The 26,803-nt window shown below is 67.4% G+C and carries 21 protein-coding genes; 15 read left to right on the top strand and 6 right to left on the bottom strand.

The window, feature by feature from the left end; genetic code table 11:
• The first annotated feature begins 6 nt into the window (after positions 1-6).
• Positions 7-3,276, top strand: a complete 3,270-nt coding sequence (locus SLQ30_RS15810) for an arabinosyltransferase domain-containing protein (protein ID WP_319448485.1) — start codon at positions 7-9, stop codon at positions 3,274-3,276.
• Positions 3,273-6,488, top strand: a complete 3,216-nt coding sequence (locus tag SLQ30_RS15805) for an arabinosyltransferase domain-containing protein (protein WP_319448484.1) — start codon at positions 3,273-3,275, stop codon at positions 6,486-6,488. The genes SLQ30_RS15810 and SLQ30_RS15805 overlap by 4 nt, the downstream gene beginning before the upstream one ends.
• A gap of 74 nt (positions 6,489-6,562) precedes the next feature.
• Here SLQ30_RS15805 and SLQ30_RS15800 read toward each other — a convergent pair whose 3' ends face one another.
• Positions 6,563-7,426 (bottom strand): PhzF family phenazine biosynthesis protein, encoded by an 864-nt coding sequence (locus tag SLQ30_RS15800; protein WP_319448483.1) that lies wholly within the window; start codon positions 7,424-7,426, stop codon positions 6,563-6,565.
• Positions 7,427-7,465: 39 nt separating this feature from the next.
• Here SLQ30_RS15800 and SLQ30_RS15795 point away from each other — a divergent pair, with 39 nt between their 5' ends.
• On the top strand, positions 7,466-8,344 hold the full coding sequence (locus SLQ30_RS15795; RefSeq protein WP_319448482.1) for an MBL fold metallo-hydrolase: 879 nt from the start codon (positions 7,466-7,468) through the stop codon (positions 8,342-8,344).
• 7 nt (positions 8,345-8,351) lie between these two features.
• Here SLQ30_RS15795 and SLQ30_RS15790 read toward each other — a convergent pair whose 3' ends face one another.
• A complete protein-coding gene (locus SLQ30_RS15790; RefSeq protein ID WP_319448481.1) occupies positions 8,352-8,591 on the bottom strand; it encodes a hypothetical protein in 240 nt (79 codons plus the stop codon).
• Positions 8,592-8,732: 141 nt separating this feature from the next.
• On the opposite strand from SLQ30_RS15790, the gene SLQ30_RS15785 reads away from it, so the two are divergent.
• From SLQ30_RS15785 to SLQ30_RS15750, 8 genes are all read left to right on the top strand, one after another.
• Positions 8,733-9,188: a helix-turn-helix transcriptional regulator gene (locus tag SLQ30_RS15785; protein ID WP_413468046.1), complete on the top strand. Its 456-nt coding sequence runs from the start codon at positions 8,733-8,735 to the stop codon at positions 9,186-9,188.
• A gap of 130 nt (positions 9,189-9,318) precedes the next feature.
• The gene (locus tag SLQ30_RS15780; protein WP_319448480.1) at positions 9,319-9,891 is read left to right on the top strand and encodes a YdcF family protein; all 573 of its coding nucleotides are present in this window, start codon (positions 9,319-9,321) and stop codon (positions 9,889-9,891) included.
• Positions 9,892-9,959: 68 nt separating this feature from the next.
• The gene (locus tag SLQ30_RS15775) at positions 9,960-10,373 is read left to right on the top strand and encodes a VOC family protein (protein WP_319448479.1); all 414 of its coding nucleotides are present in this window, start codon (positions 9,960-9,962) and stop codon (positions 10,371-10,373) included.
• Entirely contained in the window at positions 10,370-10,741 is a 372-nt protein-coding gene (locus SLQ30_RS15770) for a DUF1801 domain-containing protein (RefSeq protein ID WP_319448478.1), read from the top strand. Before SLQ30_RS15775 ends, SLQ30_RS15770 begins: the two co-directional genes overlap by 4 nt.
• A gap of 114 nt (positions 10,742-10,855) precedes the next feature.
• Complete coding sequence (locus tag SLQ30_RS15765) at positions 10,856-11,488, top strand: TetR/AcrR family transcriptional regulator (protein ID WP_319448477.1); 633 nt, start codon at positions 10,856-10,858, stop codon at positions 11,486-11,488.
• 40 nt (positions 11,489-11,528) lie between these two features.
• Positions 11,529-12,632 (top strand): oxygenase MpaB family protein, encoded by a 1,104-nt coding sequence (locus SLQ30_RS15760; protein WP_319448476.1) that lies wholly within the window; start codon positions 11,529-11,531, stop codon positions 12,630-12,632.
• A gap of 23 nt (positions 12,633-12,655) precedes the next feature.
• Positions 12,656-13,033, top strand: a complete 378-nt coding sequence (locus SLQ30_RS15755) for a hypothetical protein (RefSeq protein WP_319448475.1) — start codon at positions 12,656-12,658, stop codon at positions 13,031-13,033.
• Entirely contained in the window at positions 13,030-13,290 is a 261-nt protein-coding gene (locus SLQ30_RS15750) for a hypothetical protein (RefSeq protein WP_319448474.1), read from the top strand. Before SLQ30_RS15755 ends, SLQ30_RS15750 begins: the two co-directional genes overlap by 4 nt.
• On the opposite strand, the gene SLQ30_RS15745 is transcribed toward SLQ30_RS15750, so the two are convergent.
• Positions 13,287-14,174, bottom strand: a complete 888-nt coding sequence (locus tag SLQ30_RS15745) for a hypothetical protein (RefSeq protein WP_319448473.1) — start codon at positions 14,172-14,174, stop codon at positions 13,287-13,289. The genes SLQ30_RS15750 and SLQ30_RS15745 overlap by 4 nt on opposite strands.
• 137 nt (positions 14,175-14,311) lie before the next feature.
• On the opposite strand from SLQ30_RS15745, the gene SLQ30_RS15740 reads away from it, so the two are divergent.
• Genes SLQ30_RS15740 through SLQ30_RS15725 form a run of 4 tightly spaced genes read left to right on the top strand, consistent with a single transcriptional unit; the run spans position 14,312 to position 18,734 of the window.
• Complete coding sequence (locus SLQ30_RS15740) at positions 14,312-15,274, top strand: hypothetical protein (RefSeq protein WP_319448472.1); 963 nt, start codon at positions 14,312-14,314, stop codon at positions 15,272-15,274.
• A 31-nt stretch (positions 15,275-15,305) separates the two neighbouring features.
• Positions 15,306-16,199: a hypothetical protein gene (locus SLQ30_RS15735; RefSeq protein WP_319448471.1), complete on the top strand. Its 894-nt coding sequence runs from the start codon at positions 15,306-15,308 to the stop codon at positions 16,197-16,199.
• Positions 16,196-17,650 (top strand): SDR family NAD(P)-dependent oxidoreductase, encoded by a 1,455-nt coding sequence (locus SLQ30_RS15730; protein ID WP_319448470.1) that lies wholly within the window; start codon positions 16,196-16,198, stop codon positions 17,648-17,650. The genes SLQ30_RS15735 and SLQ30_RS15730 overlap by 4 nt, the downstream gene beginning before the upstream one ends.
• A gap of 16 nt (positions 17,651-17,666) precedes the next feature.
• Positions 17,667-18,734, top strand: a complete 1,068-nt coding sequence (locus SLQ30_RS15725) for a DUF2855 family protein (protein WP_319448469.1) — start codon at positions 17,667-17,669, stop codon at positions 18,732-18,734.
• A gap of 3 nt (positions 18,735-18,737) precedes the next feature.
• Here the strand turns inward: SLQ30_RS15725 and SLQ30_RS15720 are convergent, their stop codons facing one another.
• From SLQ30_RS15720 to pks13, 3 genes are read right to left on the bottom strand one after another with little or no spacing between them, the layout of a single operon-like run.
• Positions 18,738-19,787, bottom strand: a complete 1,050-nt coding sequence (locus SLQ30_RS15720) for a class I SAM-dependent methyltransferase (protein ID WP_319448468.1) — start codon at positions 19,785-19,787, stop codon at positions 18,738-18,740.
• Between the two features lie 24 nt (positions 19,788-19,811).
• Positions 19,812-21,392, bottom strand: coding sequence for an acyl-CoA carboxylase subunit beta (locus tag SLQ30_RS15715; protein WP_319448467.1), 1,581 nt, complete (start codon positions 21,390-21,392; stop codon positions 19,812-19,814).
• A 4-nt stretch (positions 21,393-21,396) separates the two neighbouring features.
• Positions 21,397-26,787, bottom strand: a complete 5,391-nt coding sequence (gene pks13 / locus SLQ30_RS15710; RefSeq protein ID WP_319448466.1) for a polyketide synthase Pks13 — start codon at positions 26,785-26,787, stop codon at positions 21,397-21,399.
• Positions 26,788-26,803: the final 16 nt, after the last annotated feature.

Raw genomic sequence — 26,803 nt, 5'->3', positions numbered from 1 at the left:
ACCCCCGTGCCCCCCGGACGAGATCGCATCGTGCGTCTAGTCGCCGTGGTCGCAGGCATCGCCGGGGTAGTGCTCTGCGGCCTGACGCCGCTGCTGCCTGTCACGCAGACCACCGCGACCATCACCTGGCCGCAGGGAGTCGGCGCGGACGGCCTGATCACCGACGTCACTGCTCCCTTGGTTTCCGGCGCGCCGCTCGCACTGGACGTGTCGATCCCCTGCCGGGCTGTCGCGACCCTGCCTGCCGCGGGTGGGCTGGTGCTGTCCACCATTCCGCCCGACGGCGCCGACGCCAGCCGCTACGGCCTGTTCGTCCGGGCCACCGCCGACGCGGTCGTCGTCGCATTTCGCGACTCGGTCGCCGCCGTCGCGCCACGCAAGGCGGTCGAATCCGGGGCCTGCAGCACCCTGCACATCTGGGCGAATTCCGGCGAGGTCGGCGCCGACTTTGCAGGCCTCCCCGCGGCCACGGGCACCGTGCCGGTCGAGAAGAAGCCACAGATCGCGGGCGTCTTCACCGACCTCAAGGTGGCCCCGCAGCAGGGGCTGGGCGCGCGGATCGACGTCGACACCCGCTTCGTCACGGCGCCGACGCCGCTCAAGGCGGTGCTGATGGCCCTGGGAGTGCTGGCGACGCTGGCCTCGGTGGTGGCGTTGGCAGTGCAGGACCGGCGGCTGGGTAGCCGGGTGCGGGGCGCCTGGCGGCGGTTCTGGCGGGTTGGGCTTGGCACGTGGTTGGCCGACTTCGGCGTCATCGGCACGCTGCTGCTCTGGCACGTCATCGGCGCCACGTCGTCGGACGACGGCTACAACCTCACCATCGCCCGCGTGTCCGGCCAGGCCGGATACGCCACGAACTACTACCGGTACTTCGGCGCCGCGGAGGCCCCGTTCGACTGGTACCAGAGCGTGCTCGCCCACTTGGCAGCCTTCAGCACCGCCGGGGTGTGGATGCGGCTGCCCGCGACCCTGGCGGGCATCGCCACCTGGCTGCTGCTCAGCCGGTGGGTGATCCCCCGCCTTGGCCGTCGACTCGCCGTCAACCGCATCACCGTGTGGACCGCAGGCGCGGTGTTCCTCGCGAGCTGGTTGCCGTTCAACAACGGGTTGCGTCCCGAACCGCTCATCGCCTTCGGCGTGGTGCTGACGTGGGTGCTCGTCGAGTTCGCCATCGGGACCCGCCGGCTGTGGCCCGCTGCGGCGGCCATCGTGGTCGCGATGTTCACCCTCACGCTGGCACCTCAGGGCCTGATCGCGCTGGCTCCGCTGTTGGTGGGAGCCCGCGGAATCGTGAACATCATCCGCACCCGCCGCACCGAGCGCGGATTGCTTGCCCCCATCGCTGCCCTGGCGGCGTCCGCGTCGCTGCTGTTCGTGATCGTGTTCCGCGACCAGACACTGGCCACGGTCGCCGAGTCCGCCCGCATCAAGTACTCCGTCGGCCCGACGATCTCCTGGTACCAGGAACTGCTCCGGTACTACTTCCTGACCGTCGAGGACAGCGCCGACAGCTCGTTGACCCGGCGCTTCGCCGTGCTGGTGCTCCTGCTCTGCATGTTCGGCACCATCGCGATGCTGCTGCGGAAGGGCGGCCTCCCCGGCGTCGCCACCGGCCCGGTCTGGCGGTTGCTTGGCACCACTGCGATCGGGTTGTTGCTGCTGACGTTCACGCCGACGAAGTGGGCCGTCCAGTTCGGTGCGTTCGCCGGGCTTGGCGCTGCGCTGGCCGCCGTCACGGCATTCACGTTCGCCCGCGTCGGGCTGCACAGTCGCCGCAACCTCGCGCTGTACGTCACCGCGCTGCTGTTCGTGCTCGCGTGGGCCACCTCGGGGCTCAACGCCTGGTTCTACACCGCCAACTACGGGGTGCCCTGGTTCGACAAGCCGCCGGTGATCGTGGGCCAACCGGTGACCACGATCTTCCTGGTGCTCGCCATCATCACCGGCCTGCTCGCCGGCTACTTCCACTTCCGGCTCGACTACGCCGGGCACACCGAGGTCGAGAACACCGCGCGCAACCGCACGTTGGCGTCGACGCCGCTGCTGGTCGTCGCGATCATCATGGTGGTGCTCGAGGTGGGTTCGATGGCCAAGGCGGCCGCGGCCCGCTACCCGAACTACACCATCGCCAGCGCCAACGTCTCCGCGCTGAAGTCCGGGCTGGCTTCAGGGTCGGCACCTAGCTGCGCGATGGCCGACGACGTGCTCGTCGAACCCGACACCAATGCGGGCCTGCTGCAACCGGTTTCAGGCCAGAGCTTCGGACCGGACGGACCGCTAGGCGGCGTCGACCCGGCAGGCTTCACACCCAACGGCGTCAGCGACTCGCTGGATCCGCCGGAGCCGGTTATCGCCAACCCAGGCACCGTCAACTCCGACGGCTCGCCGAACAAGCCGAGCGTCGGCGTCGGCTACTCGGCGGGCACCGGCGGCGGCTACGGACCCGTCGGGGTGAACGGATCGAACGTGTTCCTGCCGTTCGGTCTCGACCCCGCCCGCACCCCGGTGATGGGCAGCTTCAAGGAGAACACCATCGCCGCCAAGGCCACCTCGGCCTGGTACCAGCTTCCGCCCCGCACGCCCGACCGGCCGCTCGTCACCATCGCCGCGGCTGGGGCCATCTGGTCCTATGACGAAGAGGGCGTGTTCAACTACGGGCAGTCGCTCAAACTGCAGTGGGGAGTCGGAAAGCCCGACGGCACGTTCACCGCACTCGCCGCCGTGCAGCCCATCGACATCGCTCCACAACGGGCCTGGCGCAACCTGCGCTTCCCGCTGGCGGCCGCCCCGCCGGAGGCCAACGTGGTCCGCATCGTCGCCGACGATCCCAACCTGTCCAACGACCAGTGGCTCGCGTTCACCCCGCCGCGCGTACCGGTACTGGAGACCGTCCAACAGTTGATCGGATCCCAGACGCCAGTGCTGCTCGACATCGCGACCGCCGCGAACTTCCCGTGCCAGCGCCCGTTCTCCGAACACCTCGGCGTCGCCGAACTGCCGGACTACCGCATCCTGCCGAACTTCAAGCAGACCTTGGTGTCGTCGAACATGTGGCAAGCCACCGAGAAGGGCGGGCCCTTCCTGTTCATCCAGGCGCTGCTGCGCAATGCAACGGTCCCGTCGTATCTGCGCAACGACTGGTACCGCGACTGGGGCTCGATCGAGCGGTATGAGCGCAGGGTCCCGGCCACGCAGGCGCCGAACGCCGTCGTCGAACAGGGCAGCGAGCAGGTGTACGGCTGGAGCAGGCGCGGCCCGATCAGGGCGCTGCCATGACAGTGACCATGGACGCCGTCGCGCGTAGCAAAGACGTCAAGGTGGCCCGCTGGGTCGCGATGATCGCAGGCCTGATCGGCTTCGTTCTGTCCGTGCTGACCCCGCTGCTGCCGGTGGTGCAGACCACCGCCACACTGAACTGGCCACAGGGTGGGCAGCTGACCAACGTCACCGCGCCACTCATCACCCAGACCCCCGTCAACATGACCGTGACGGTGCCGTGCGACGTCATCCGCGGCCTGCCGCCGTCGGGCGGCCTGGTGCTCGGCACCGCTCCCGCCGATGGCAAGCAGGCCGCGCTGAACGCGTTGTTCGTCAACGTGACCGCCACCAGGGTCGACATCACCGACCGCAACGTCGTGGTGGCCAGCGCTCCGCGGGCGAAGGTGGTGGGTACCGCCACCACCCCCGGCTGTTCTCGCATCGAGTTGGTGTCCACGGAGGCAGGGACGTTCGCGACGTTCGTGGGGCTGACCGGTGCGGACGGCAACGTGCTGCGCAGCGGATTCCCCGACCCGAACCTGCGCCCGTCGATCGTCGGCGTCTTCACCGACCTGACCGGTGCTGCGCCGCAAGGCCTTTCACTATCGGCGACCATCGACACGCGCTTCACCAGTTCGCCAACCGCCCTGAAGCTGACCGCCATGGTGGTGGCGATGCTGGCCACCGTCGTGGCGCTGGTCGCGCTGTGGCGGCTCGACCAACTCGACGGCAGGCGGATGCAGCGGCTGATCCCCGCCCGCTGGCGCACGTTCACACCCGTCGACGGCGTAGTGATCGGCGGCTTCCTGCTCTGGCACGTGATGGGCGCCAACTCATCCGACGACGGATACATCCTTCAGATGGCTCGCGTCGCGGACCAGGCCGGCTACATGTCGAACTACTTCCGCTGGTTCGGCAGTCCCGAGGACCCGTTCGGGTGGTACTACAACCTGCTGGCGCTCATGACGCACGTCAGCGACAACAGCATCTGGATTCGGTTGCCGGACTTGATCTGTGCGCTGGTGTGCTGGCTGCTGCTGTCCCGCGAGGTGCTGCCCAGGCTCGGCCCCGCCGTCGTGGCCAGCAGGCCCGCGCTGTGGGCAGCCGGGCTGGTGCTCATGGGTGCGTGGATGCCGTTCAACAACGGACTGCGCCCCGAGGGTCAGATCGCCACCGGCGCACTGATCACCTATGTACTCATCGAACGAGCGATCATTTCCGGCAGGCTCACGCCCGCCGCGCTGGCGATCGTGGCCGCCGCGTTCACACTCGGCATCCAGCCGACGGGGCTCATCGCCGTCGCCGCGCTGTTGGCGGGCGGTCGCCCACTGCTGCGCATCCTGGTCCGGCGGCACCGCGTCGTCGGCACCTGGCCGCTGGTGCTGCCGCTGCTGGCCGCGGGGACCGTGATCCTGACGGTGGTGTTCGCGGATCAGACCTTGGCAACCGTGTTGGAGGCCACCAGGATTCGCACCGAGATCGGTCCAAGCCAGAAGTGGTACACCGAGAACCTGCGCTACTACTACCTGATCCTGCCGACCGTCGACGGCTCGCTGTCCCGTCGATTCGGCTTCCTCATCACCGCGCTGAGCCTGTTCTCCTCGATGTTCATCATGTTGCGCCGCAAGCGAATCCCCGGGGTGGCGCGCGGACCGGTGTGGCGGCTCATCGGCGTCATCTTCGGCACGATGTTCTTCCTGATGTTCACGCCGACGAAGTGGGTGCACCACTTCGGGCTGTTCGCCGCGGTCGGCGCCGCGATGGCGGCGGTGGCGACGGTGCTGGTTTCACGGGTGGTCTTGCGTTCGGCGCGCAACCGGATGACGTTCACGGCGGCGGTGCTGTTCGTGATCGCGTTGTGCTTCGCCACCACCAACGGCTGGTGGTACGTCTCGAGCTACGGCGTGCCGTTCAACAACGCCCAACCGGCCATCGGTGGCGTCACGATCAGCCTGATCTTGTTCGCGCTCTTCGGCATTGCCGCACTGTGGGCGTTCTGGTTGCACTTCACCGAAGGGGAGCGGCCGGAGGGCAGGCTCGCGCGCATCGTGACCGCTGCCCCGATACCCGTGACCGCCGCGTTCATGGTGTTGGTGTTCGTCGGCTCGATGCTGGCGGGGGTGGTGCGCCAGTATCCGACCTTCTCCAACGGCTCGTCGAACCTGAAGGCGTTGGGCGGCGGCTGCGGGCTGGCTGACGACGTGCTGGTCGAACCCGACGCGAACCAAGGCTTCCTGACGCCGATTCAGGGCGACTACGGGCCGCTCGGACCGCTCGGCGGCGCTGCCCCGGTTGGGTTCACGCCCAACGGCGTACCGGAACACATTGTGGCCGAATCGATTCGGATGCCACTTCCGATGCCCGGTACCGACTACGACTGGGACGCCTCGGTCAAGTCGAAGACGCCTGGCCTCAACGGCTCCACCGTGCCGCTGCCCTACGGGCTCGATCCCGCCCGCGTGCCGATGGCGGGCACCTGGGTCGACGGTCCTCAGCAGCAGGCCAAGCTCACGTCGTCGTGGTACCGACTGCCGTCACCGGACGCCGCGCATCCGCTGGTGGTGATCACCGCCGCGGGCACCATCACCGGCAACAGCGTGTTCAACGGACACACCGAGGGGCAGCCGGTCGAGTTGGAGTACGGCCGGCCAGGACCGGACGGCAACCTCGCCGCGGCGGGTCGCGTCGCCCCCTACGACCTCGGCCCGACGCCCTCGTGGCGCAACCTGCGCTTCGACCGTTCGAGAATCCCGGCCGACGCCACCGCCGTGCGAGTGGTCGCGGAGGACAAATCGTTGACGCCCGGCGACTGGATCGCGGTGACGCCACCTCGCGTCCCACAACTGCGCACCATTCAGCAGTACGTGGGGTCGGAACAGCCCGTGCTCATGGACTGGGCGGTCGGGTTGGCGTTCCCGTGCCAGCACCCGATGCTGCACGCCGACGGCGTCACTCAGATCCCGAACTTCCGCATCACCCCGGACTACAGCGCCAAGAAGCTCGACACCGACACCTGGGAGGACGGCATCAACGGCGGGTTGCTCGGCATTACCGACCTGCTGCTGCGCGCCCACGTGATGGCCACGTATCTGTCGCACGACTGGGGTCGTGACTGGGGTTCGCTGCGTAAGTTCGACACGGTCGACGAGGCCAAGCCCGCGGTGATCGACCTCGGGACCGCCACCCGGATGGGGTGGTACAGCCCGGGCAAGATCCGCATCAAGCCCTAATCCCCTTAGCCGCGCGGGAATCTGACGACGTTTGCGGGCTTCGAAACGTCGTGAGGTTCCCACTCGGCGGGGGCTTAGGGGCGAGCCTCGATGACGCCGTGCCCGACGAACGACACGTCGCCACCGACCTTCACCGATTCCACCCGATCGGGACTGCCTTCTGGGCATACGCGCAATTCGCTTGGGCGCCCGGTGAACTGGCCCTGGTTCAGCACGAAGGTGTCGCCGCCGCGGGCCAGTCCGTGCCGCAGCCGGTAGGCTCCGATCGCACCGGCGGCGCTGCCCGTTGCCACGTCCTCGATGACTCCGTCGTTGTTCCAATGCCGGATCTCGAGCGCTGATTCGTCGAGCAGTACTGCGAACTCGGCGCCGACGCCCTTCAGCAAATCGGTGATGTCGCTGGCGATCCTGGCGCGCGCCAAGGCTCCCGGTTGGACCGGCACGATCAGGTAGCGAAGCCCCGTACTCACCACTTCCAGCGGAAGGTCGTCGGCAAGGTCGCGCGGCGAGAGCTGGAACGCACCGGCGACGGGCGCCCCGTCCTCCGGTGTGCCCAAGAACTGTGGAACACCCTGATCCAGCAAGCCGAAGTAGCCCGACGACGTGACCTGTGTCGTTATTTCCACTGTCCTGCTGCCGATTTGGAATCGCCAGCCTTGCGGATCGCGCACCCCGGAGCGCTTGTGCACGACCGCGGCCGCACCGATGATCGGATGACCGGCGAAGGGTAGTTCGCCGAACAGGTCGAATATCCTGGCGCCGAAGGTGTTCGGCTGGTCCGTCGACTGCAGGAAGATGGCCTCGAAATGTCGCAACTCCTGAGTGATCCGGAGCATCTGGTCCGCACTCAAGTCCCGAGCGTCGGGAAAGACGGGCAGGCCGTTGCCGCCGAACGGGGTCGGGCTGAAGACGTCGACGTGGCGGTAGGTGAGCTTCACCTCGCTACTGTGCGCACCGGCGTGTCGTAGGGTCAAGCCATGACTGACCGGATCCGGCTCGGCAACGCCGTCGTCACCCGGGTCGTGGAGTCGCAGTTCGACGTTGGCACGAACGTGTTCGCCGAAACGCCGCCGGAAGCCTGGCAGGAAAACGCCGAACTCCTGGTGCCGACATTCCTGGATCCCGAGACGGGGCGGTGGCGCGTCATCCTGCAGAGTTGGGTGATCGAGGTCGACGGCCTGACCGTCGTCGTCGACACCGGCGTCGGGAACGACCGCCAGCGCCCGCACTTCCCCGGACTGGCGAACCTGCAGACCGACTTCCTCGGCGCGCTGACCCGGGCCGAGGTCGACCCTGCCGACGTCGACGCCGTCGTCAACACCCACCTACACACCGACCACGTGGGCTGGAACACCCGACTCGACGACGGCGCCTGGGTGCCGACCTTTCCGAACGCGCGCTACCTGGTGCCCGAGGCCGATTACTACCACTTCGCGCCCGACGGTCCCGGGGACAGCGAGGGCGCGCGAATCGTGTTCGACGACAGCGTCTTTCCCATCGCCGACCAGATGGAGTTGTGGTCGGACGACCTGCAGCTGAGCGAGTCGCTTCGGCTGCGTCCGGCGGCCGGCCACACCCCTGGGTCCTCGGTGCTGTGGCTGGATGCCGGCAAGCCCGCGGTATTCGTCGGCGATCTCACGCACTGCCCCATCCAGATTCCGCGGCCGCAGGATCCGTGCGGGTTCGACGTCGATCCGGCCGCGGCTGCGGTGACCCGCAAGCGGGTGTTCACCGAGGCCGCACGGGCCCGCGCTTCGGTGATCCCCGCGCACTACCCGGGCCACGGCGGAGCCACCATCGTGGCGCGCGGCGACCGTTTCGAGGTCGACGACTGGCTGGCCTTGCCCGGGATCTAGCCGACCACTACCGGGTCAGCCACATGCACGCAACGGGATTGCGCGCACATGCGGCGGCAAGGTCCTGCGGGGCAGGCGAACACGGCAATCCGTTGTCCTGAACGCACCCAGGCGGCAGGGGCGGGCACGGCGTCCCGTCGGGCCGCACGCACCCCGGATCGGGTACGGCGTAAGCGGGTATCGCAGACGTGAACGACATTCCCAGCGCGATGACGGCGGCGCCGCACAGTAGCCGACTGAATTTCATGAGTTACCGACTCTCCCCCTCAGACAACACGCAAACATTAGCTCAACAAGCTATTCGCCCGACCCCAGATGGGGCGAACTCGACGAGAGCCCGCCCTTGCCCCGCTCGGAAACTCCCCCGCCGCGTGGCAGCATCGCACGGGTGGCCGACATTCCCGACCCACGCCTGCGCGACCTCGCGCTACTACGCCGCGTGCGCGACCGGATCGACCGGGAGTACGCACAGCCGCTGGACGTGGAAAAGCTTGCGCGCGGTGTGAACATGTCGGCCGGTCACCTCAGCCGCCAATTCCGGTTGGCCTACGGCGAACCACCGTATTCGTACTTGATGACGCGGCGGATAGAGCGCGCGATGGCACTGCTGCGTCGCGGGGACCTCAGCGTCACCGAGGTGTGCTTCGCGGTCGGGTGCTCGTCGCTTGGCACCTTCAGCACGCGTTTCGCCGAACTCGTCGGCATGCCGCCGAGCGTTTACCGGGATCAGGTCGCGCACGCATCAGCGGGGCTACCGGCGTGCGTGGAGAAACAGGTAACCCGGCCCGTCAGGAATTCCGACGCCGAGCCGGCACTGCCCACGGTCGGAAGACCGCGAGATTGAAGCCAGGTAACGAACGTGCGAGTGGCCACTTACCTGAGCCCAATCTCGCGCGGGGCAAGCAGCGGGGTTTCGCAGCCGCAGCACCACCAGTAACATCAACCTCGTCTGTCACTGCAGTTGTGGAGGACGAATGCGCGGCCGGTGGAATTCGAAAGCCCTTGTCTCGATGCTCGCCGTCGTCATCGCCCTCGGTGGCCTCAGCCCCACCTCCGCCCAGGCTGTCCCCCAAGTAAAGGACTTCACCAGGCCTGCCATCGTCATCCTGGGATACGGACTGAACCCGGACGGCACGATGCGTACGATCCTTCGCCGCCGCGTACTCACGGGACTGACCGTCGCCCAGTTCTTTCCCCAGTCCCCGATCATCGTCACCGGCGGCAACCCGCAGAACGGCCACACCGAAGCCGAGCAGATGCGAAACCTCTTGCAGCTGTTCGCTTTTCCAGCCAACAGAATCATCACCGAAGACAGGGCCAACAGCACGGTGCAGAACGCGCAGTTCTCGGTGCCGCTCGCGAAGCAAGCCGGTACTTCGGGCATCATCCTGGTGACCTCGACGACGCACCAGGGTCGCGCCGACGGGGACTTCGTCGACGCGGGCGCGAATCTGCTCGCCACGGTGAGCTACCCGGATGGGAATCCGTCGGTCAACGTCATCCAGTTCGCGCGCGACGCCATCAGCCCGTTCATCGCCGCCGGTTGAACGCGTTCGGCGGCATCGATCAGGAATCGAGAAGCGTCCGCCACCGCACTGCCCCTAGCGTGAAACCCATGGACATCACGATTCACAACACGTTCCTGCCGCACGACGATCCGGAAGCCTCGCTGGCGTTCTATCGCGACATTCTCGGCTTCGAGGTTCGCCTCGACGTCGGTGGCGGCAAGATGCGCTGGATCACGGTCGGTGCCCCGAATCAGCCTGGTACCTCGATCGTTCTGCATCCGCCCGCCGCCTACCCCGGCACCACCGACGACGAACGCCGCATCATCGCCGAGATGATGGCCAAGGGCACCTACGCGATCATCACCTTCGCCACCCCAGACCTCGACGGCACCTTCGACCGGTTGCAAGCGAGCGGCGCCGAGATCGTCCAGGAGCCAACCGAGCAGCCGTACGGTGTGCGCGACTGCGCCGTCCGCGATCCCGCGGGCACGCTGATCCGCATCAACGAGGTACCAGCATGACGACGAGCGAGACACCCGCCCAGCTGATCGACGGGCGGATCAAGGAGTTGGCCGACTGGCGTGGCGACGTGCTGGCGCGGATCCGAAAGCTGATCAAGCAGGCCGACCCCGACGTGGTCGAGGAGTGGAAGTGGCGAGGCGTTCCAACCTGGTATCACGACGGAATGATCTGCACCGGTGAGACATACAAGGACAAGGTCAAGGTGACGTTCGCCAACGGCGCCGCCCTGGACGACCCGACTGGGCTGTTCAACTCGAGCTTGGGCGGCAACACCCGGCGCGCCATCGACATCGGCGAGGGCGACGAGTTCGACGACAAGTCGTTCACGGCGCTCGTGCGCGCCGCCGTCGCACTCAACGCCCGCTAGGTCGGCCGCGCAGGCGGTTAGCTGCCTGCTGAAAAGCTACAATATTGAAGGAATTTCCTACAGTCATGCATGAAAAAGCTTCACACATGTAGCAAAGCGTGTTAGGTTCGCTCCATGCCCGTGCTCAGCAAACGCGCACCGCGAGCCCGCGCCGCCCATCTGGGTCCTGACCGCCGTCGCCCCCAGGTACTGGACGCGGCGCTGGTGATCGCCGTCGAACAGGGCGTCGGCGAGGTCACCATCGGCGCCATCGCAAAGCGCCTGAAAGTCACCCGGCCGGTGGTGTACGCCTGCTTCGCCGACCGGATCGATATCTTGAGCGCGCTGCTCAAGCGGGAAACGGCGGCGTTGCGAGAGGGGCTGGTGGAGTCCCTGTACTCCGCGCAAGGCGACACTCCCGAAGATGCCTTCATCGCCGGGTTTCAGGCCTTGCTACGGGTGGTGACGAACCGGCCAAACTCATGGCGGGTGCTGTTCGCCACCCCCGACGCCGCCGTGGCCGACCGCTTCACCCGTGTCCGCGGGCAACTGGCCGAGGCCGCCGCGACGTGGATTCGCCCGGTGTTGACCAAGTGGTGGTCGATGGACGACATCGAGGCGAAACTGCCGATCCTCGTCGAGTTCCTGGTGTCGTCATCGGTTGCCGCGGCCCGCTCCCTTCTGGACCCCGACACCGCTTACGACGCCGAGGAACTCGGCAGACTCTACGGACGCATGGTGTGCCAGGCGTTCGCTGCCGCCGCCTAACCCCGACACCCGTTTACTCACGCGAGGAGAAGGAAGATCGATGACACGTTTTCCCACACGAGGCCGCCTGCGCGCAGTGACACGCCGAATTCCCCGCGGCCACCAGCCTGTGCCCCACGAAGACTACGGGTTCTTCGGCCCCGACTCGATCGCGTGGAAGGTGTGGGGATACCCCACCAGCGTGTCGATCGGCTTCCAGCGTGCGGTGGTGGTCGAAGAACTTGATCCCAATCTCGTTGCCGCGGTGGACAAGACCCACGACATCTACAAGCGGCCCCGTACCCGCTATGACCGCACACTGCACTACTTTGCGCTGGTGGCCTTTGGCGGCTCACGGGAAACCTCCACTGCTGCTGATGTTCTGGTGAAAATTCACTCAAAGGCCATCGGCAACGAGCCGTACGGAGGCGGACGCTATGACGCCAACGATCCGGCCTCACAACTGTGGATACACCTCACCGCATGGCATTCGATCCTCTACGCCTACGAGAAGTACGGGCCCGGACCACTCTCCGCGCAGGACGAGGCACGCTACTGGGACGAGTGCGCCGTCGCGGCCGAGCTGCAGACGTGCGATCCGGCCGACGTGCCCCGCACTCGGGAGGGCATTCGGGAGTACTTCGAAGCCATGCGGCCGCAGTTGGCGGCCAGCCCAATTGCGGTGTCGGCGATGAATCACCTGCTCGACGCCGACGTGATGCTCCCGCGAATGCCCAAGCCGGCCCGCTTCGTCGCAGGCTTGGTGACGGGGACCCTGCGGGCGGGGTCGATCGCCACGATGCCCCGCTGGATGCGTGAGATGAGCGGCATCGACCAGCCTAGGTTCATCGACGTTGTCGTCCGGCCGATCCTTTGGGTGGGCTTCCACCTGCTCAGCATCAGTCCGCATGCCGAGTTGGCGTTTTTGAAGGTGCTGGCCCCGATGACCTATCCTGTCGTCGCGCCCATCAAACTCGGTGTGCCGCCGGTCAACTCGCAAACGCTGACCCCGGCCGAAGCTCAAGTGCGCTATGGCTTCGAAGCGCCTGCCGTCGCCCATCGAGACCTACGTGCGCGGCAAGCGGCGCGCGTGTTCGGCGAGGGCGCCGCGCCCAGCGACGAAGGCCTCGTCGAGTCGGAGCCCATCCTGGGCGCAATGAACTGAACGCGCAGAATTCGGGACGAACGATGAAGTGGGTTGAAGTCTTGCGTGACCGGTTCACCATCGGTGTGATCGCGGCCGCGGTGATCCTGGCCGGCGTCATTGCGCTGCAGTGGCAGGTCCATTTGGCCGCTTATGACCGGTGGGGGTTTCACATCGGGTGCGGGACTGGGTTGCAGGCGGATTACGACCAGGCCACCCGTGCTGACGACGCCGCGGGCCCGACGACAAGCACCGACTACACCGGCCAGTGCCGGTCGGCGATCGTATGGCGCCGCGTCGCCGCAGGCAGTCTGGTCCTGCTCGGCGCGGCGGCCTTGATTGCGCTGATCCCACGGCACGCGAAGGTCAGCGACACGTCGACCAAGTCCACGGCCGGGTCGCACGGCATGGAGGAAACGTGAGCACACACCGCGGTGGCGCGGCACGAATCGCCGGACTCACGCTGGCCGGAGTCGGCGCCGCACACTTCACCAACCCGCGGCTGTTCGCACCGCTGACGCGTGGCCGGTCACCGCGGCGGGCCCGGCTTCACACCTACCTCAACGGCGCTGTCGGAACCGCAGTGGGACTGGGCATCACACACCGCCGCACCCGCGCGCTCGCGGCCGTCGCGGGCATTGGCTACGGCGCCCACGTGTTGGGCCACGCCACCCGCTAACGCTTGGCATCGGCGTTCTGCTCGGCGCCGAAGACGGCCACGGCCACCGCCCCCGCCACGGCGCCGACGAAGGCCACCACCATCAACCAGCCGAGTCCGGGTGCGGTGGTGTCACCGAGTAGGACGACGCCTGCGATTCCAGGCACCACCGTCTCACCGGCGACGAGCGCCGCGGCCGCACCGTTGACCGAACCGATCTGCAGCGCCACCGTAAACAGGTAGAAGCCCCCGACGCCTGCGATTGCGATGGTCCACGATGCCGGGTCGGCCAGCACGACGCCCAGCCGGAACGGGTCGACCCCAGCGAGTATGCGCACCGCGATCGCCATCGCCCCGAACAGCAGCCCGGCGACCAAGCCGGCCGGGATCGCCGCGCGTGCGCCGAGCAGCCGGATCAGCACGATGCCAATCGCGAGCAGCACCACCGCGCCAACCAGCACACCCCAGTGCACGGCGGGCGCCGAGTTGCCCTCGCCAGTGTGACCCGCAGTGGCGCCCAGGACACATAGGGACAACACCACCGCGACGATGGCCACCCAGTCCCTGGTGTGCAACCGCACTCCGAGCACGATGACGCCGAGCACCGCCGTCACCACCAGGTTGGCGCTCATGATCGTCTGCGACAGAAACAGCGGGATCAGCCGGGCCGAGACGACGCTTCCCAGGAAGCCAATGCCGTCAAGCAGCATCCCGCAGATGAATGCCGGAGTCAGCGCGGCGGCAATGGTCGCCGTCAGAGTCGGGGCGCCGGTCGCGGTGACCAAGGTGCCCGTTCCGCTGGCCGCCTCCTTGGCGGCCGAGCGGCGCGCACCATAGGCCTGAAGGACCGACGCGGTGCCGTAGCCGAAACATGCCAGCAGCGCGGCCAGTACACCGATCAACACCGTCTAGTTCCCCTCCGAGGTCGCGATCATCGGTGCCCAGTATCGCCGCAACGCCTCGAATTCCGCCCGGCCTTGAACGCAAGCAAGGCCTACGTCGTTGTCAATGGTGAACCCCACGACATGCCCGGGAAGGTGACATGAACTCGTTGATGACTGTTGGCGTCGCGGCAAGCATTGGGGCACTTGCCATTACGCCGTCTGCACCACCGCCAGAGCGGCCCGCCGCACCAGACGTCCGGCTCGCCGCCGACTCGGTGCCGCTCGGCGCGATCCCCGCGGCCTTCCTGCGCAATCAGTTGACGTTCTGCGGGCTGATCTGCCCGTCCATCGTGCAGCTCGTCACCACAGTTCCGATCGGCGCGGCCGAGGCCCCGTTGAGATTCCTCGCAGCGCTTCCATCGGGCTCATTGCTCAAGGCCGTCGGCGCGGCAGCGGAATCGGTGACCAGCCCCGCCGACATCGCCACGACCGGCATCATCACGCCCGACGTGTTCATCGTCGTACCCAAGGCGGTCGGCAAGACCCTGCAGGTCACGGTGGTCCAGGCCATCAATGTCGGCGAGTCCTTCCTGCGGCCGGGCCAACTGCCCGGCGCCGTCCAGACCGCCAGGGAGAAGATCCTCGAGGCCCTCAATCAACCGGCGACGGACCCGCCCTCCAACCTGCCAACCGGCGCTCAAGGGGTGCTGGAGGACGTGGCCGTCGCCGGCGTGAGCATCCCCGTCGCCGTCGCGTTCCAGGCGGGCGAGTTCCTATTGGAAGGCGGGGTCCACACGGCCAACGTCACCGCCACCGAACTGGCGGACACCGGCAACCCTGGCGTGGCGCTCGCCGCCGGTGGCGCCGCTGCGGCCGCGTCGCTCAAGACGGCGAGCGGTTTCGTCACGGCCGCGGTGAACACCGCGGTGAAGGACATTCGCGGCTCAGTCCATCAGCCCTCTCCGCTTGCGGTCGCGCGGAAGGCCCCGGCGGCGGGCAAGAAGCCCGCCACGCAGCAACCCGCGACGCAGAAGCTCTCCCACGCCCTTCGCAGCCTCGCCAACGGGAGCACCGGCGCCCACCGCCGCGAACCGGGTGCGCACCGCCGCTCGAAGGCGTAACCGCGACGCCGGCCCGGCCTACCATCACGTGGTGCCGGCCAAGATGTCGTTCAGGAACGCGCGTTCGGCGCTGTCGAAGGAGCTCGCCGCGGTCCGCGAGCGCGAGCCCGATCTGGACGCAGGCGATGTCACGGTCTTCAGCATCCCGTTGGTGCTCGGGCTGGTCGGGGTGCTCGCCATCGGTGTGGTGCCGCTGATCGTCGTGCGTAGCAGCGCCGAAACCGACGCCGTGCTGATTCCACTGGCGGGTTCGTTCGCGCTGACCGCGATCTGTGCCGCGGTGGTGGCCTGGCTGACGGCCAACGTGCTGTCGGGGGTCGTCGTCATGGGCCTGTACCGCACCCGCCCACGGGCGGCTTCCAAGCTCGTCATCCGGACCATGCTCGAATCCTTTTACCGGATCGAAGACCTCACCGGACGCATTGCATTGCTTGCCGTGGTGGCTGGCTTGCTTTCGGTCGCCATCGGACTTCCCCGCAGCACGGGGCCCGAACGCGCCACCAGCGTGCTCGACGACCTGCTGACCGCCCAGGTGGCATGCCTCGTGGTGGCGTTGTCGATCGCGTTTCTCGCCGAATCCATCCGCTGTGCGGCCGACATCGTCGATGACCAGTCGCTGCTGTTGGCCTGGCCGTGGGCGCTGCTGATCGCGGTGATCGGGTGGTCGTTGTCGACGGTGATCGGGCCGTTCGAGACAACCCGGATGCTCGAGATCCTGCTGAACGACTGGCTGCCCCCCTTCGTGGATGGGACGCCACGGGCGGAGCTCATCGCCGACCTGCTGCCGCCGTCGGCGCGCTGGTGGGCGGCGTTTGGTCCGTTGCCGCTCATCGTCGCGCTATGGGCCTACCTGGCCTGGCGTGAGGAGGGTTTGCTCAACATGAGGAGGGCGTTTGCCGACGACGCCAGTACTCTTCCCAGGTGACCGCGATCGACCCCGACAAGCTCAACACCTGTCTGCAGGTGCTGTCCGACATCGAGTCGCTGCCCCCTGAGCACCCCGATGCCGTCGCGGTGCGCCGCGCCACCGCGGGCTTGTGGAAGTCGGTCAAGCTGGCCCGCCGCCACGCCAAGCGGGATGCGGTCTCCGCCGCCGACCACGCCGTGACCGCAGCCACCGCCACCGGTGCGCCCGGTCGCATCGACGACGAGACGCAGGGCCTGCCACTTGTGTCCACCGCGGTCGGCGCCTCGGCGGGCACGCTGCTGCGCTCGCGAGCCTGCTACACGTGCAAGAACCGCTACACCGTGGTCGACGCGTTCTACCACCAACTCTGTCCGGAGTGCGCGGCGTTCAACCAGGCCAAGCGGGATGCGCGCACCGACCTCACCGGCCGCAGCGCCCTGCTCACCGGCGGCCGCGCCAAGATCGGCATGTACATCGCGCTGAGGTTGCTCCGCGACGGCGCGCACACGACCATCACCACCCGCTTCCCGAACGATGCCGTGCGCCGATTCGCCGCCATGGAGGACAGCGCCGCGTGGCTGGACCGGTTGCGCATCGTGGGCGTCGACCTCCGCGACCCGGCTCAGGTCGTCGCACTGGCCGACACCGTTGCCGAGCGAGGTCCACTGGACATCCTGATCAACAATGCGGCGCAGACGGTGCGTCGCTCCCCCGGTTCCTACGCCGCGCTCGTCGAGGCGGAGCGCACGCCGCCACCGGCACTCGTCGACGTCATCACCTTCGACCACGTCAGCGACGCCCACCCGGCCGCGCTCGCAGGAAGCCTCGCCGAGCACCAGACGCCGCACGCGCCGTCAATTCCCGGGTCGCTTCGCTCCTGCCCTCCGGTCACCGAACTGGCCCTCACCGCCCGCAGTGCAACGCCCGACCGGATCGCCGCGGGCACCGCCATCGACGCGGGCGGGCTGCTGCCCGACACCGCCTCGATCAACAGTTGGACGCAACGCGTGCACGAGGTCGACGCGATGGAGCTGCTGGAAGTGCAGCTGTGCAACCAGACCGCGCCCTTCATTCTGATCAGCAGACTGCGCCCAGCGATGGCCGCGTCGCCCGCACGGCGCAAGTACGTCGTGAACGTCTCGGCGATGGAAGGTCAGTTCAGCCGCGCCTACAAGGGCCCCGGACACCCGCACACCAACATGGCGAAGGCCGCGCTGAACATGCTCACCCGTACCAGCGCGGCCGAAATGCTTGAGCAGGACGGCATTCTCATGACCGCGGTGGACACCGGCTGGATCACCGACGAGCGCCCGCACCCGACCAAGATGCGGCTCGCCGACGAAGGGTTCCATGCCCCGCTCGACCTCGTCGACGGCGCCGCCCGGGTGTACGACCCGATCGTGCGCGGGGAGACCGGCGAGGACGTGTACGGGTGCTTCCTGAAGGACTACGCGCCAAGCAATTGGTAGCGCATACGCTGGGCGCGTGGACTTCGAGCTGAACCGCAAGGATCTCCATCAAAGCCGATTCGTCACCGCCGACCCGCCGTCACCCGGCGAGGGTGAAGCGTTGCTAGCGATCGAATCCTTCGGATTGACCGCCAACAACATCACCTACGCCGTATTCGGCGACACCATGAAGTACTGGGACTTCTTCCCGGCGTCGGACCCCGACTGGGGGAAGCTGAACGTCTGGGGCTACGCGCACGTCGAAGAGTCACGCAACAGCGGGCTCCCGCAGGGCCTGCGTGTCTACGGCTACCTGCCCTGCGCCAGCCATCTGCTGGTGGCGCCAACACGCGTCAACGAGAAGGGCTTCGTCGACGGCGCCCCGCACCGGGCTCAGCTGCCCTCGGCCTACCAGGGTTACCGCAACGTCGAGACCGACCCCGTCTATTCGGCCGACCGCGAGGCCGAGCACGTCATCTTCTTCCCGCTCTTCTTCACCTCATTCCTGATCGATGACCTCCTCGCCGACGAGGAGTTCTTCGGTGCGGACACCATCGTGATCTCCAGCGCCTCGTCGAAGACCGCGATCATCGCCGCCTACCTACTGGCCAAGCGCGACGGCATCGAGGTCGTCGGCCTGACCTCGGCGGGCAACCGCGAGTTCGTCGAGGGGTTGAACGTGTACGACTCGGTGGTGCTGTACGACGACGTTGCCCAACTCCCCGGGGAGCGGGCGGTCTACGTCGACATCTCCGGGGACGGCGGCGTCCGCACCGACGTGCACGCCCACTACGGTGACCGGCTCGCCCACAGTTCCACCGTCGGCGCGACCCATTGGACCCAGATGGCCCCTGGCGCAGCCGAACTCGCGGGCCCGAGCCCCGTGTTCTTCTTCGCGCCCGACCGCATCACCAAGCGCGGCAGAGACTGGGGCACCGCCACGCTCGACCAGAACGTCGCCGACGCGTGGGGTCCGTTCGCGGAGTGGGCCTCGAGATGGCTTCGCGTCGAGCGCATCTCCGGTGAGGACGACATCCGACGGGCTTACCTCGAACTGCTCGACGGGAAGGTCGACCCCACCGCGGGCACCATCGTGAGCGTCTAGGAGCTAGTCGCTCAGCTTCTGGTAGACGAGCCAGCGCAGCTCGATGGGTGATTGCTCACGCGGCACGTCGAACACGTCCAGCCCGCTGACCCAATCTGCGTACCAACTCGTGGGCGGCCACGCGCCTTCCGGCAGATGCGACCGCTCGTACTCGTACACCGAGTCGTCGGAGATCCACCGCAGCGGCAATTCGGAGGCGGCGGCCCTGAGCTCGGCTCGCGTGAAAATCGATGTGTAGCACTGCTGTCCGAGTTCGAGCGCGGCATCGTCTGGGACGTACGGGGGCCGCGCCAGGAAGGCATTGAACACCAGCCGCCCGCCTGGCGCAAGGCGGTCGGCGGCGAGTTCGAAGATGGCCCGCAGTTGCTGCGGGGTCCTGAAGTCGTTAACCACCTCGGAGAGCACGATTAGCTGATAGTCCCGTCGAAGCTCGGCGAGCTCGGCGAAGGCGTCACGTTCGATGACGCGCACGTTCAGCGCCTCGCGGTCCGCGTCGGTGCGAATCATTTCGGCGAACTTGAGCGTCGACTCGATCGCGTCGACCGGGTGTCCGCGTCGGGCAAGGGCCAGTGCGTTGCGCCCGGTGCCCGCGCCGACATCGAGCACCGGATGCGTTGTGGGATCGGCTGCTTCGCTCGACAACGTCCACACCAGGGCGTCGGGGTCGGCCCCGAACAGCGGCGGCTCGCGGGTTCCGATCCAGTTCTCGTAAGCCCCTTCGACCGTCCACCATTCGGCCTTGACGAGGTAGTTCAACACGGTGCCGACGGGCGCTTCGTAGGAGATGACGATGGTCGAACGCGGAGACGCTGCGTAGGCCTGCGCCAGTTGATCGGCGAGCACCTCCCTGAGGTGGTCGAGTTCGGAGTCCGTGAAGGCCCTACCCACGCCCACAAAGAGTTTGGCGCACATCGCCACGTATTCGTCGAGCATGCCCGGCACCGCGGGCAAGGTGACCTGCCCCGTGACGGCCGAGCGGCGATACAGCCGTCTAGTGACGGCCTCCCGCAGCAGTTCCGGGTCGAATGCCGTCGAGTGCGGGTCGGGCGCCACCGGACAAAGGTAGCCCGGCTAGCGCTAGATCGGGAGCAGGCCGTGCTTCCGCAGCACTTTCGGGAAGTTCTGCTTGTCCCGCAGCAGCCGCAGCGACTTCCGCAGCAGCAGCCGGGTCTCATGCGGCTCGATGACGCCGTCGATGTAGCCGCGCTCGGCCGCGATCCACGGCGTGGCCAGGTTGAGGTTGTAGCCCTCGATGAAGTCCTTGCGAATCTTCTGCACCTCGGGCGAAGTCGGATCGGGGAATCTCTTCACCAGCAACTGCGCCGCACCCTCTGCGCCGATCACCGCGATGCGCGCCGTCGGCCACGCGAAGTTCAGGTCCGCGGACAGCTGCTTGGAGCCCATCACCGCGTACCCGCCGCCGTAGGCCTTGCGCACGATGACCGTCACCTTCGGGACGTCGGCCTCCACGATGGCGTTGAAGAACCGCCCACCGCGCTTGATGATGCCGCCCTTCTCCTGCTCGACTCCCGGCAACGCACCCGGGGTGTCGACAACGAATACCAGTGGCAGATTGAACGAGTCGCAGAACCGGATGAAGCTGGCCGCCTTGTCCGAGGCCTCGTTGTCAACCGCGCCCGCCAGCACCATCGGCTGGTTGGCGAGCACTCCGACCGGATGGCCGTCGACGCGCGCGAACGCGGTGATCATGGCTGGGCCGCGCTGGTCGGCGATCTCGAACACGTCGCCGTCGTCGAAAATCCTCAGCAGCACCTCGTGCATGTCGTACGCCATGTTGTCGGCGTCCGGCACGATCGTGTCCAGTTCGTAGTCGTGCTGCGTGAGCTCCTGCTCCAGACCGGGATTGACGATCGGCGGGTCGTCGAAGTGGTTGGCGGGCAGGAAGCTCAAGTAGTCGCGCACGTATTGGTAAGCCGCAGTCTCGCTCTCGACCACCTTGTGAATGTTGCCGCGCTGCGCCTGCACGTCGGCACCGCCGAGCTCATCGAAGGTCACGTCCTCGCCGGTGACGTCCTTGATGACGTCGGGCCCGGTGATGAACATGTAGCCCTGGTCGCGGACCGCGACGATGAGGTCGGTCTGGATCGGCGAATAGACCGCTCCGCCTGCGCATTTGCCGAAGATCAGCGAGATCTCCGGCACCAGGCCGCGCAGCATCTCGTGCCGCCTGCCGAGTTCGGCGTACCAGGCCAGCGACGTCGCGGTGTCCTGGATGCGAGCGCCCGCCGAATCGTTGATGCCGATGATCGGGCAGCCGACCATCGCCACCCATTCCATGAGTCGGGCGACCTTGCGGCCGAACATCTCCCCGACCGAGCCCTGAAAGACCGTCTGGTCGTGGCTGAAAACCCCGACGGGGCGACCGTTGATGGCGCCGTGACCGGTGACGACGCCGTCACCGTAGAACGCGTTCGGGTCACCGGGCGTCTTCGCCAACGCACCGATCTCGAAGAAGGTGCCGGGGTCCAGCAGCTCGTAGATACGCTGCCTGGCCGAAGGGATGCCCTTCTTGTCGCGGCGCGCCTTTGCCTTCTCATCGCCCGGGTCGCGGGCCAGTTCCAACTTCTCGCGGAGCTCGGCCAGCTTCTCTGCCGTGGTGGCAGGCGGGCTTGGCGGGAGGGCTGCTTCTGCGGTCACGCGGCTATTGCTCCTCGTCGCTCTGGATGTCGCTCTGGATCTTGTTGATCGCCTGGCTCATGTGTGCGCCAACCTTCGCAATGTACGGCTCGTCGATGGCCTGGATGTGCTCGCCCCCGATGGCCACGACTTCGAGGTCCGACGCGAATTCGCCCCAGCCGCCGTCCGGCGCGCGGGTGGCGTAAGCGGGTTCGAACGTGATCGCGTCGTCGTGATACCGATCGGCCAGGTAGAGCACCACGTGCCCGTCGTATTGCTTGATGTCGACCGTGTCCAGCGCGCGGTTGTCCAGGTACGACGTGCGCTGATGCTCGACGATGCCGCCGGGGATCTGCACGCCGCTCTGACTGACCATGTCGAGCACGAACTGCACCTGCCCGGCGTCGTCGAGGGTTTCCAGATGCTCGTAGGGGATCTCGGGGATCTCCACGTTGAACGTCTTCTCCGCGAACTTCGCGTAGCGGTCCCAGCGCTTCCTGGTCTCCTCCTTGGTGTGGAGGATCGGCTCACCCGGCCGGACACAGTCGATGAGGCCGACGAGCGACACGTCGGCGCCTGCCGCCTTGAGCCCGATCGCGCAGGCGTACGCCAATGCGCCACCCAACGACCAGCCGGCCAGCACGAACGGCTTGCCCCTGGTTTCCCCGCCCGCCCAGCCGTTGAGCTCCAACAGCTTCGGCACGTATTGCGCGGCGCGTTCCTCGATGGACCCCTCGACGCGCTCCAGGCCGATCATCGGCGTGGCCGCCGGGAGCCGGTTCAGCAGCGGTTCGTAAACCACCGTCGATCCGCCTGCCGCGTGGAATACGTACACCGGAACCTGGGCTTCCCCCTCCGGACCTGCCGCTTTTGGACGGATGGTCCGCACGAAGCCGTCGAGCTCACCCGCCTCGAGGAATTCGCGCACCGTGGTGGCGAGTTCTTCGATGGTCTTGGCCTTCTTGACGTCGTCGGCAGTGATGGTGCCCTCGGCGCGCTCGGAGAGCCGCTGCGCCATCTTCTGCGCCTCGTCGTCGGACAGCGCCCGCAGCGAGTTGAAGATGCCGCCAGGCGACTTGCCGGTGACGATCGCCCACGTCGCGAACGTGACGCGCTCGGCGGCGTCGCGAGGCGGGACGTCGGAATTGAGCGCGTCCGCAACGGCCTGCTGGTTCAATACCCCAGCCGCCGCACCCGCCGCGGTCGGCTTGGTGTCGGACGTCGATGGTCCGCCCGGATTGGTTGGTGGCGGCGGGATTTCGAGCACTTCCACTGGCGCTTCGGTCTCGACGGGCGCCTCGGCTTCGGCCGTCTTCTGCGCGAGCCGCTCCTCGAGTTCGGCCACGGTCGTGGCCCCACCCATCAGCTCGGCCTGGGCCGCGGCAATCTCTTCGGCGGTCTGCGTCTTCTGAACGTCCGCAAGCTCCTGAACTTCGTCGCGGTGCTCGATGGCGTATTCGATGAGCTTCTCGACGGCGTAGAGGTTCGCGTCGCGGACTGCCGTCAGCTGAATCGGCGGCAGGTCGAAGTCGTACTCGACGCGGTTCTTGATGCGAACGGCCATCAGCGAATCCAGGCCAAGCTCGATCAGTGGCACCTCCCACGGCAGGTCCTCGGGCTCGTAGCCCATGGCGCTGCCGACGATGGTGCCCAGCCGCTGCGCGATGGGCTCGCCGGAGGAGGCCGACCACTTCTTGAAGCCCGCCGCAAGCCCCGCGCCCGCGGTGAGGTTGTCCTGCAGGATGGCTGCATCGTCTTCGGGTTCGTCGAGCTCTTCCACGGCCGGGGCCGCCGATGCCGCGACGGCGGTGCCGGCTCCGACAGCCGTCGGCAATGCGGTCGCCTGGCCGCCGCGGGTGACGATCGCTTCGTAGACCAACGTGAACGACTCGCCGATGCGCGAATGCACCTGCACTGTCGCGCCGCCTGGGTGACGCGTCAGCGTGGTCACCAGCCTGCCGTCATCAGCAGGTACCGCGCGTTGCTCGAAAGCCGTGACCTTGGCATCCGGAAGTACCTGCGTGGCAGCGGCTTTCACCAACGCAACGAGATCAGGGGTAGTGCGCGGCGCGAACTCCCACACGTGCCTGCCGTCGGGCATGGCGACGTGTGCGCCCGGAGCGAGCGCCGAGCCGTCCGCGGAGAACCTGGCCTCGAGCCAGTGCGGCTTGCGCTTGAATCGGGTCGGCGGGATGTGGGCGTACTCGCCACGCGAAAACAGGGTGCGGAAGTCCAGGTCATGGCCATGCACGAACAGCTGCGCCATGGCCGTGGTCATCGAATCGACCTCGTCCTGCTTGCGCGCCAGCGTCGCGATCAGCTGTGCGTCATGAAGGCCCGCCGATGCGGTGGTGAGCCCAACCTGCATGAGCGCCACGGGATTCGGCGCCAACTCCAGGAAGGTGGTGTGGCCGTTGTCGACCGCGTTGCGGATGCCGTGCGTGAAGTACACGCTGTGCCGCAGACCCTTCTTCCAGTAGTCGACGTCGTGGATCGGCTCGCCGCCGGGGCGGAGGTAGCCGCCCTCGTGCACGGTCGAGAAGTAGGGCGTCTGCAGCGGCCGCGGCTCGATGCCCTGCAACTCGGCCGCGAGTTCACCGAGCAGCGGGTCCATCTGCTGAGTGTGGCTGGCACCCTTGGTCTGGAACTTGCGGGCGAACTTGCCCTCCGACTCGGCCCTGGCGATGATCGCGTCGACCTGATCCGGTGGGCCACCGATGACCGTCTGCGTCGGCGCCGCATAGACGCAGACCTCGAGGTCGGGGTAGTCCGAGAAGACCGTCTTGATCTCGTCGGCGGAATACTCGACGAGCGCCATCAGGCGGATGTACTCGCCGAACAACATGGCCTCGCCCTCGCCCATCAGATGGGCGCGCGAGCAGATGGTACGGGTGGCGTCGGCCAGCGAAAGGCCCCCGGAGAAGTACGCCGCCGCGGCTTCACCGAGCGACTGCCCAACGAGTGCACCGGGTTTCGCTCCGTGCGCCTTGAGCAGTTCGCCGAGCGCGACCTGAATCGCGAAGATGACGGTCTGCGTGGTCTCGATGCCGTAGTCCTGCGAATCGTCCAGGATGAGCTCGACGACGGAGTAGCCGAGCTCGTCCTGCACCAGCGCATCGACCTTGTTGATCCACTCGGCGAAGATCTCGTCGCGCAGGTACAGGCTCTTGCCCATCTTGCGATGCTGTGCGCCGAATCCGGCCAGCACCCACACCGGTCCGTTGGTGACGGGCCCGTCGGCGGCGAGCACCAGCGGGGTCTGCTTGCCCTCGGCCAACGCCCGCAGCCCCTTGACCGCCTCGTCGTGGTCGTGGGCCAGCACCACCGCACGGGAGCGACCGTGGTTGCGCCTCGACAACGACCGGCCGATCGACTCGAGCGAACTCGCCCGGCCCTCCGGACCGTCGATCCAGTCGGCGAGTTCAGCAGCCGTGGTGCGCTTGCGTGAGGTCAGGAACCCCGAAACAGCCAGCGGCACCAGTGTTTTGGCGGGTTCTTCGGCGGCGTCGAGCTCGGCGGCCAACTCTTCGCGGGCGACCTCGAGCAGACGCAGCGCCTCGTCCGTCAGGCCAGGCAGATCGGGCTCGTCGTCGAATGTCGCGGCGGTGAAGGCCGGGTCGCCGTAGTCGTCTGTGTCATCGATGAACTCGCCGTACTCGTCCATCTTGACGCCGCCCACGTAGACGGCGTCGGCGTCCGGCGTGGCCTGCGCTGCAACGGGCGCGAGCTCGGGTTCGGGTTCGACGAGGTCGCTTGGCAGCACCTCGCGCAGCACCAGGTGGGCATTCGCCCCGCCGAAGCCGAAGCCCGAAACGCCGGCGATGGCGTGCCCGCTGTAGCGCGGCCAGTCCGAGACCGTGTCGTTGACCTTGAGGTGGATGCGCTCGAAGTCGATGTACGGGTTGGGCCCCGCATAGTTGATCGACGGCGGCAGCTTGTCGTTCTTGAGCGACAGCGCCACCTTGGCGAGGCTTGCTGCACCAGCAGCCGATTCCAGGTGTCCCACATTGGATTTCACCGCACCGAGCAGCGCGGGCCGGTCGGCGGCGCGGCCCTTGCCGACGACGCGGCCCAGCGCGTCGGCCTCGATGGGATCACCGAGGATGGTGCCGGTGCCGTGGGCCTCGATGTAGTCGACGGTGCGCGGGTCGATGCCCGCGTCCTTGTAGGCCTTGCGCAGCACCTCGGCCTGAGCGTCGGGGTTGGGGGCGAGCAGTCCGTTGGACCGGCCATCGTGGTTGACCGCGCTGCCCGCGATGACGGCGAGGATCTCGTCGCCGTCGCGCCTGGCGTCGGCGACGCGCTTGAGCACCAGCATGCCGCCGCCCTCGGAGCGGGAGTACCCGTCGGCGTCCTGCGAGAAGGACTTGATCCGGCCGTCCGGCGCCAGCACGCCGCCGACCTCGTCGAATCCGATGGTGACCATCGGGGTGATCAAAGCGTTCACGCCGCCGGCAAGCGCGACGTCGGACTCGCCGGAGCGCAGTGACCTGACGGCCTGGTGGACGGCGACCATCGAACTGGAGCAGGCCGTGTCGATCGACACCGAAGGACCGCGGAAGTCGAAGAAGTAGGACACCCGGTTGGCGATGATCGAACTCGCGTTACCCGTGATGGCATACGGATGCGCGGTCGTCGGATCCGACAGCCCCAGGTAGATGTAGTCGTTGTTGGAACTGCCGACGTAGACGCTGACGCTCTCGCCACGCAGACTCGACGCCGGAATCCTGGCGTGCTCCAACGCTTCCCACGTCAGCTCGAGCGCCATCCGCTGCTGCGGATCGATGTTGTCGGCTTCCATCTTCGACAGCGCGAAGAACTCGGCGTCGAAGCCCTTGATGTCGCTGAGGTAGCCGCCCTTGGTGTGAGCCCTGGCGACGCGCTCGGCGAGGCGAGGCTCGACGAGGAACTCCTCCCACCTGCCCTCTGGCAGGTCGGAGGTGGCATCGCGGCCCTCGAGCAGCGCCTTCCACATCTCGTCGGGGGTGTTCATGTCGCCGGGGAAGCGGGTGCCGACGCCGATGATGGCGATGTTCAGCAGGCCCTCTTCGGACTCATCGGCATGACGCGACCAGTCGAACCCTTCGTCGACGGGTGTGTCGTCTTCCGGCTCGCCTTCGACTACCACCGTCGCCAGCGATTCGATGGTCGGGTGGCGGAACGCGACCGTCGCCGTCAGCGTGACGCCCGTGAGGTCCTCGATGTCACTGGCCATCGCCACGGCGTCACGCGACGACAGACCGAGTTCGACCATCGGCGCGGACTCGTCGATGCCGTCGGGGGCCTGTCCGGTGGCGTCGGCGATCCAGTTGCGCAGCCACGCCCGCAGCTCCGGCACCGACATGTCGGTGCGATGCGGCTCTGGAACCTCCGGCGACACCGGTTCGATCTGCGAATTCTCTTCTGCGTCAGCCATTTTCACTCTTCCGCCG

Source organism: Mycobacterium sp. RTGN4, from assembly GCF_033804635.1.
GTDB lineage: Bacteria > Actinomycetota > Actinomycetes > Mycobacteriales > Mycobacteriaceae > Mycobacterium.
Note: the sequence above shows the minus strand (reverse complement) of the source record. Positions and strands in the feature narration are given on the sequence as shown.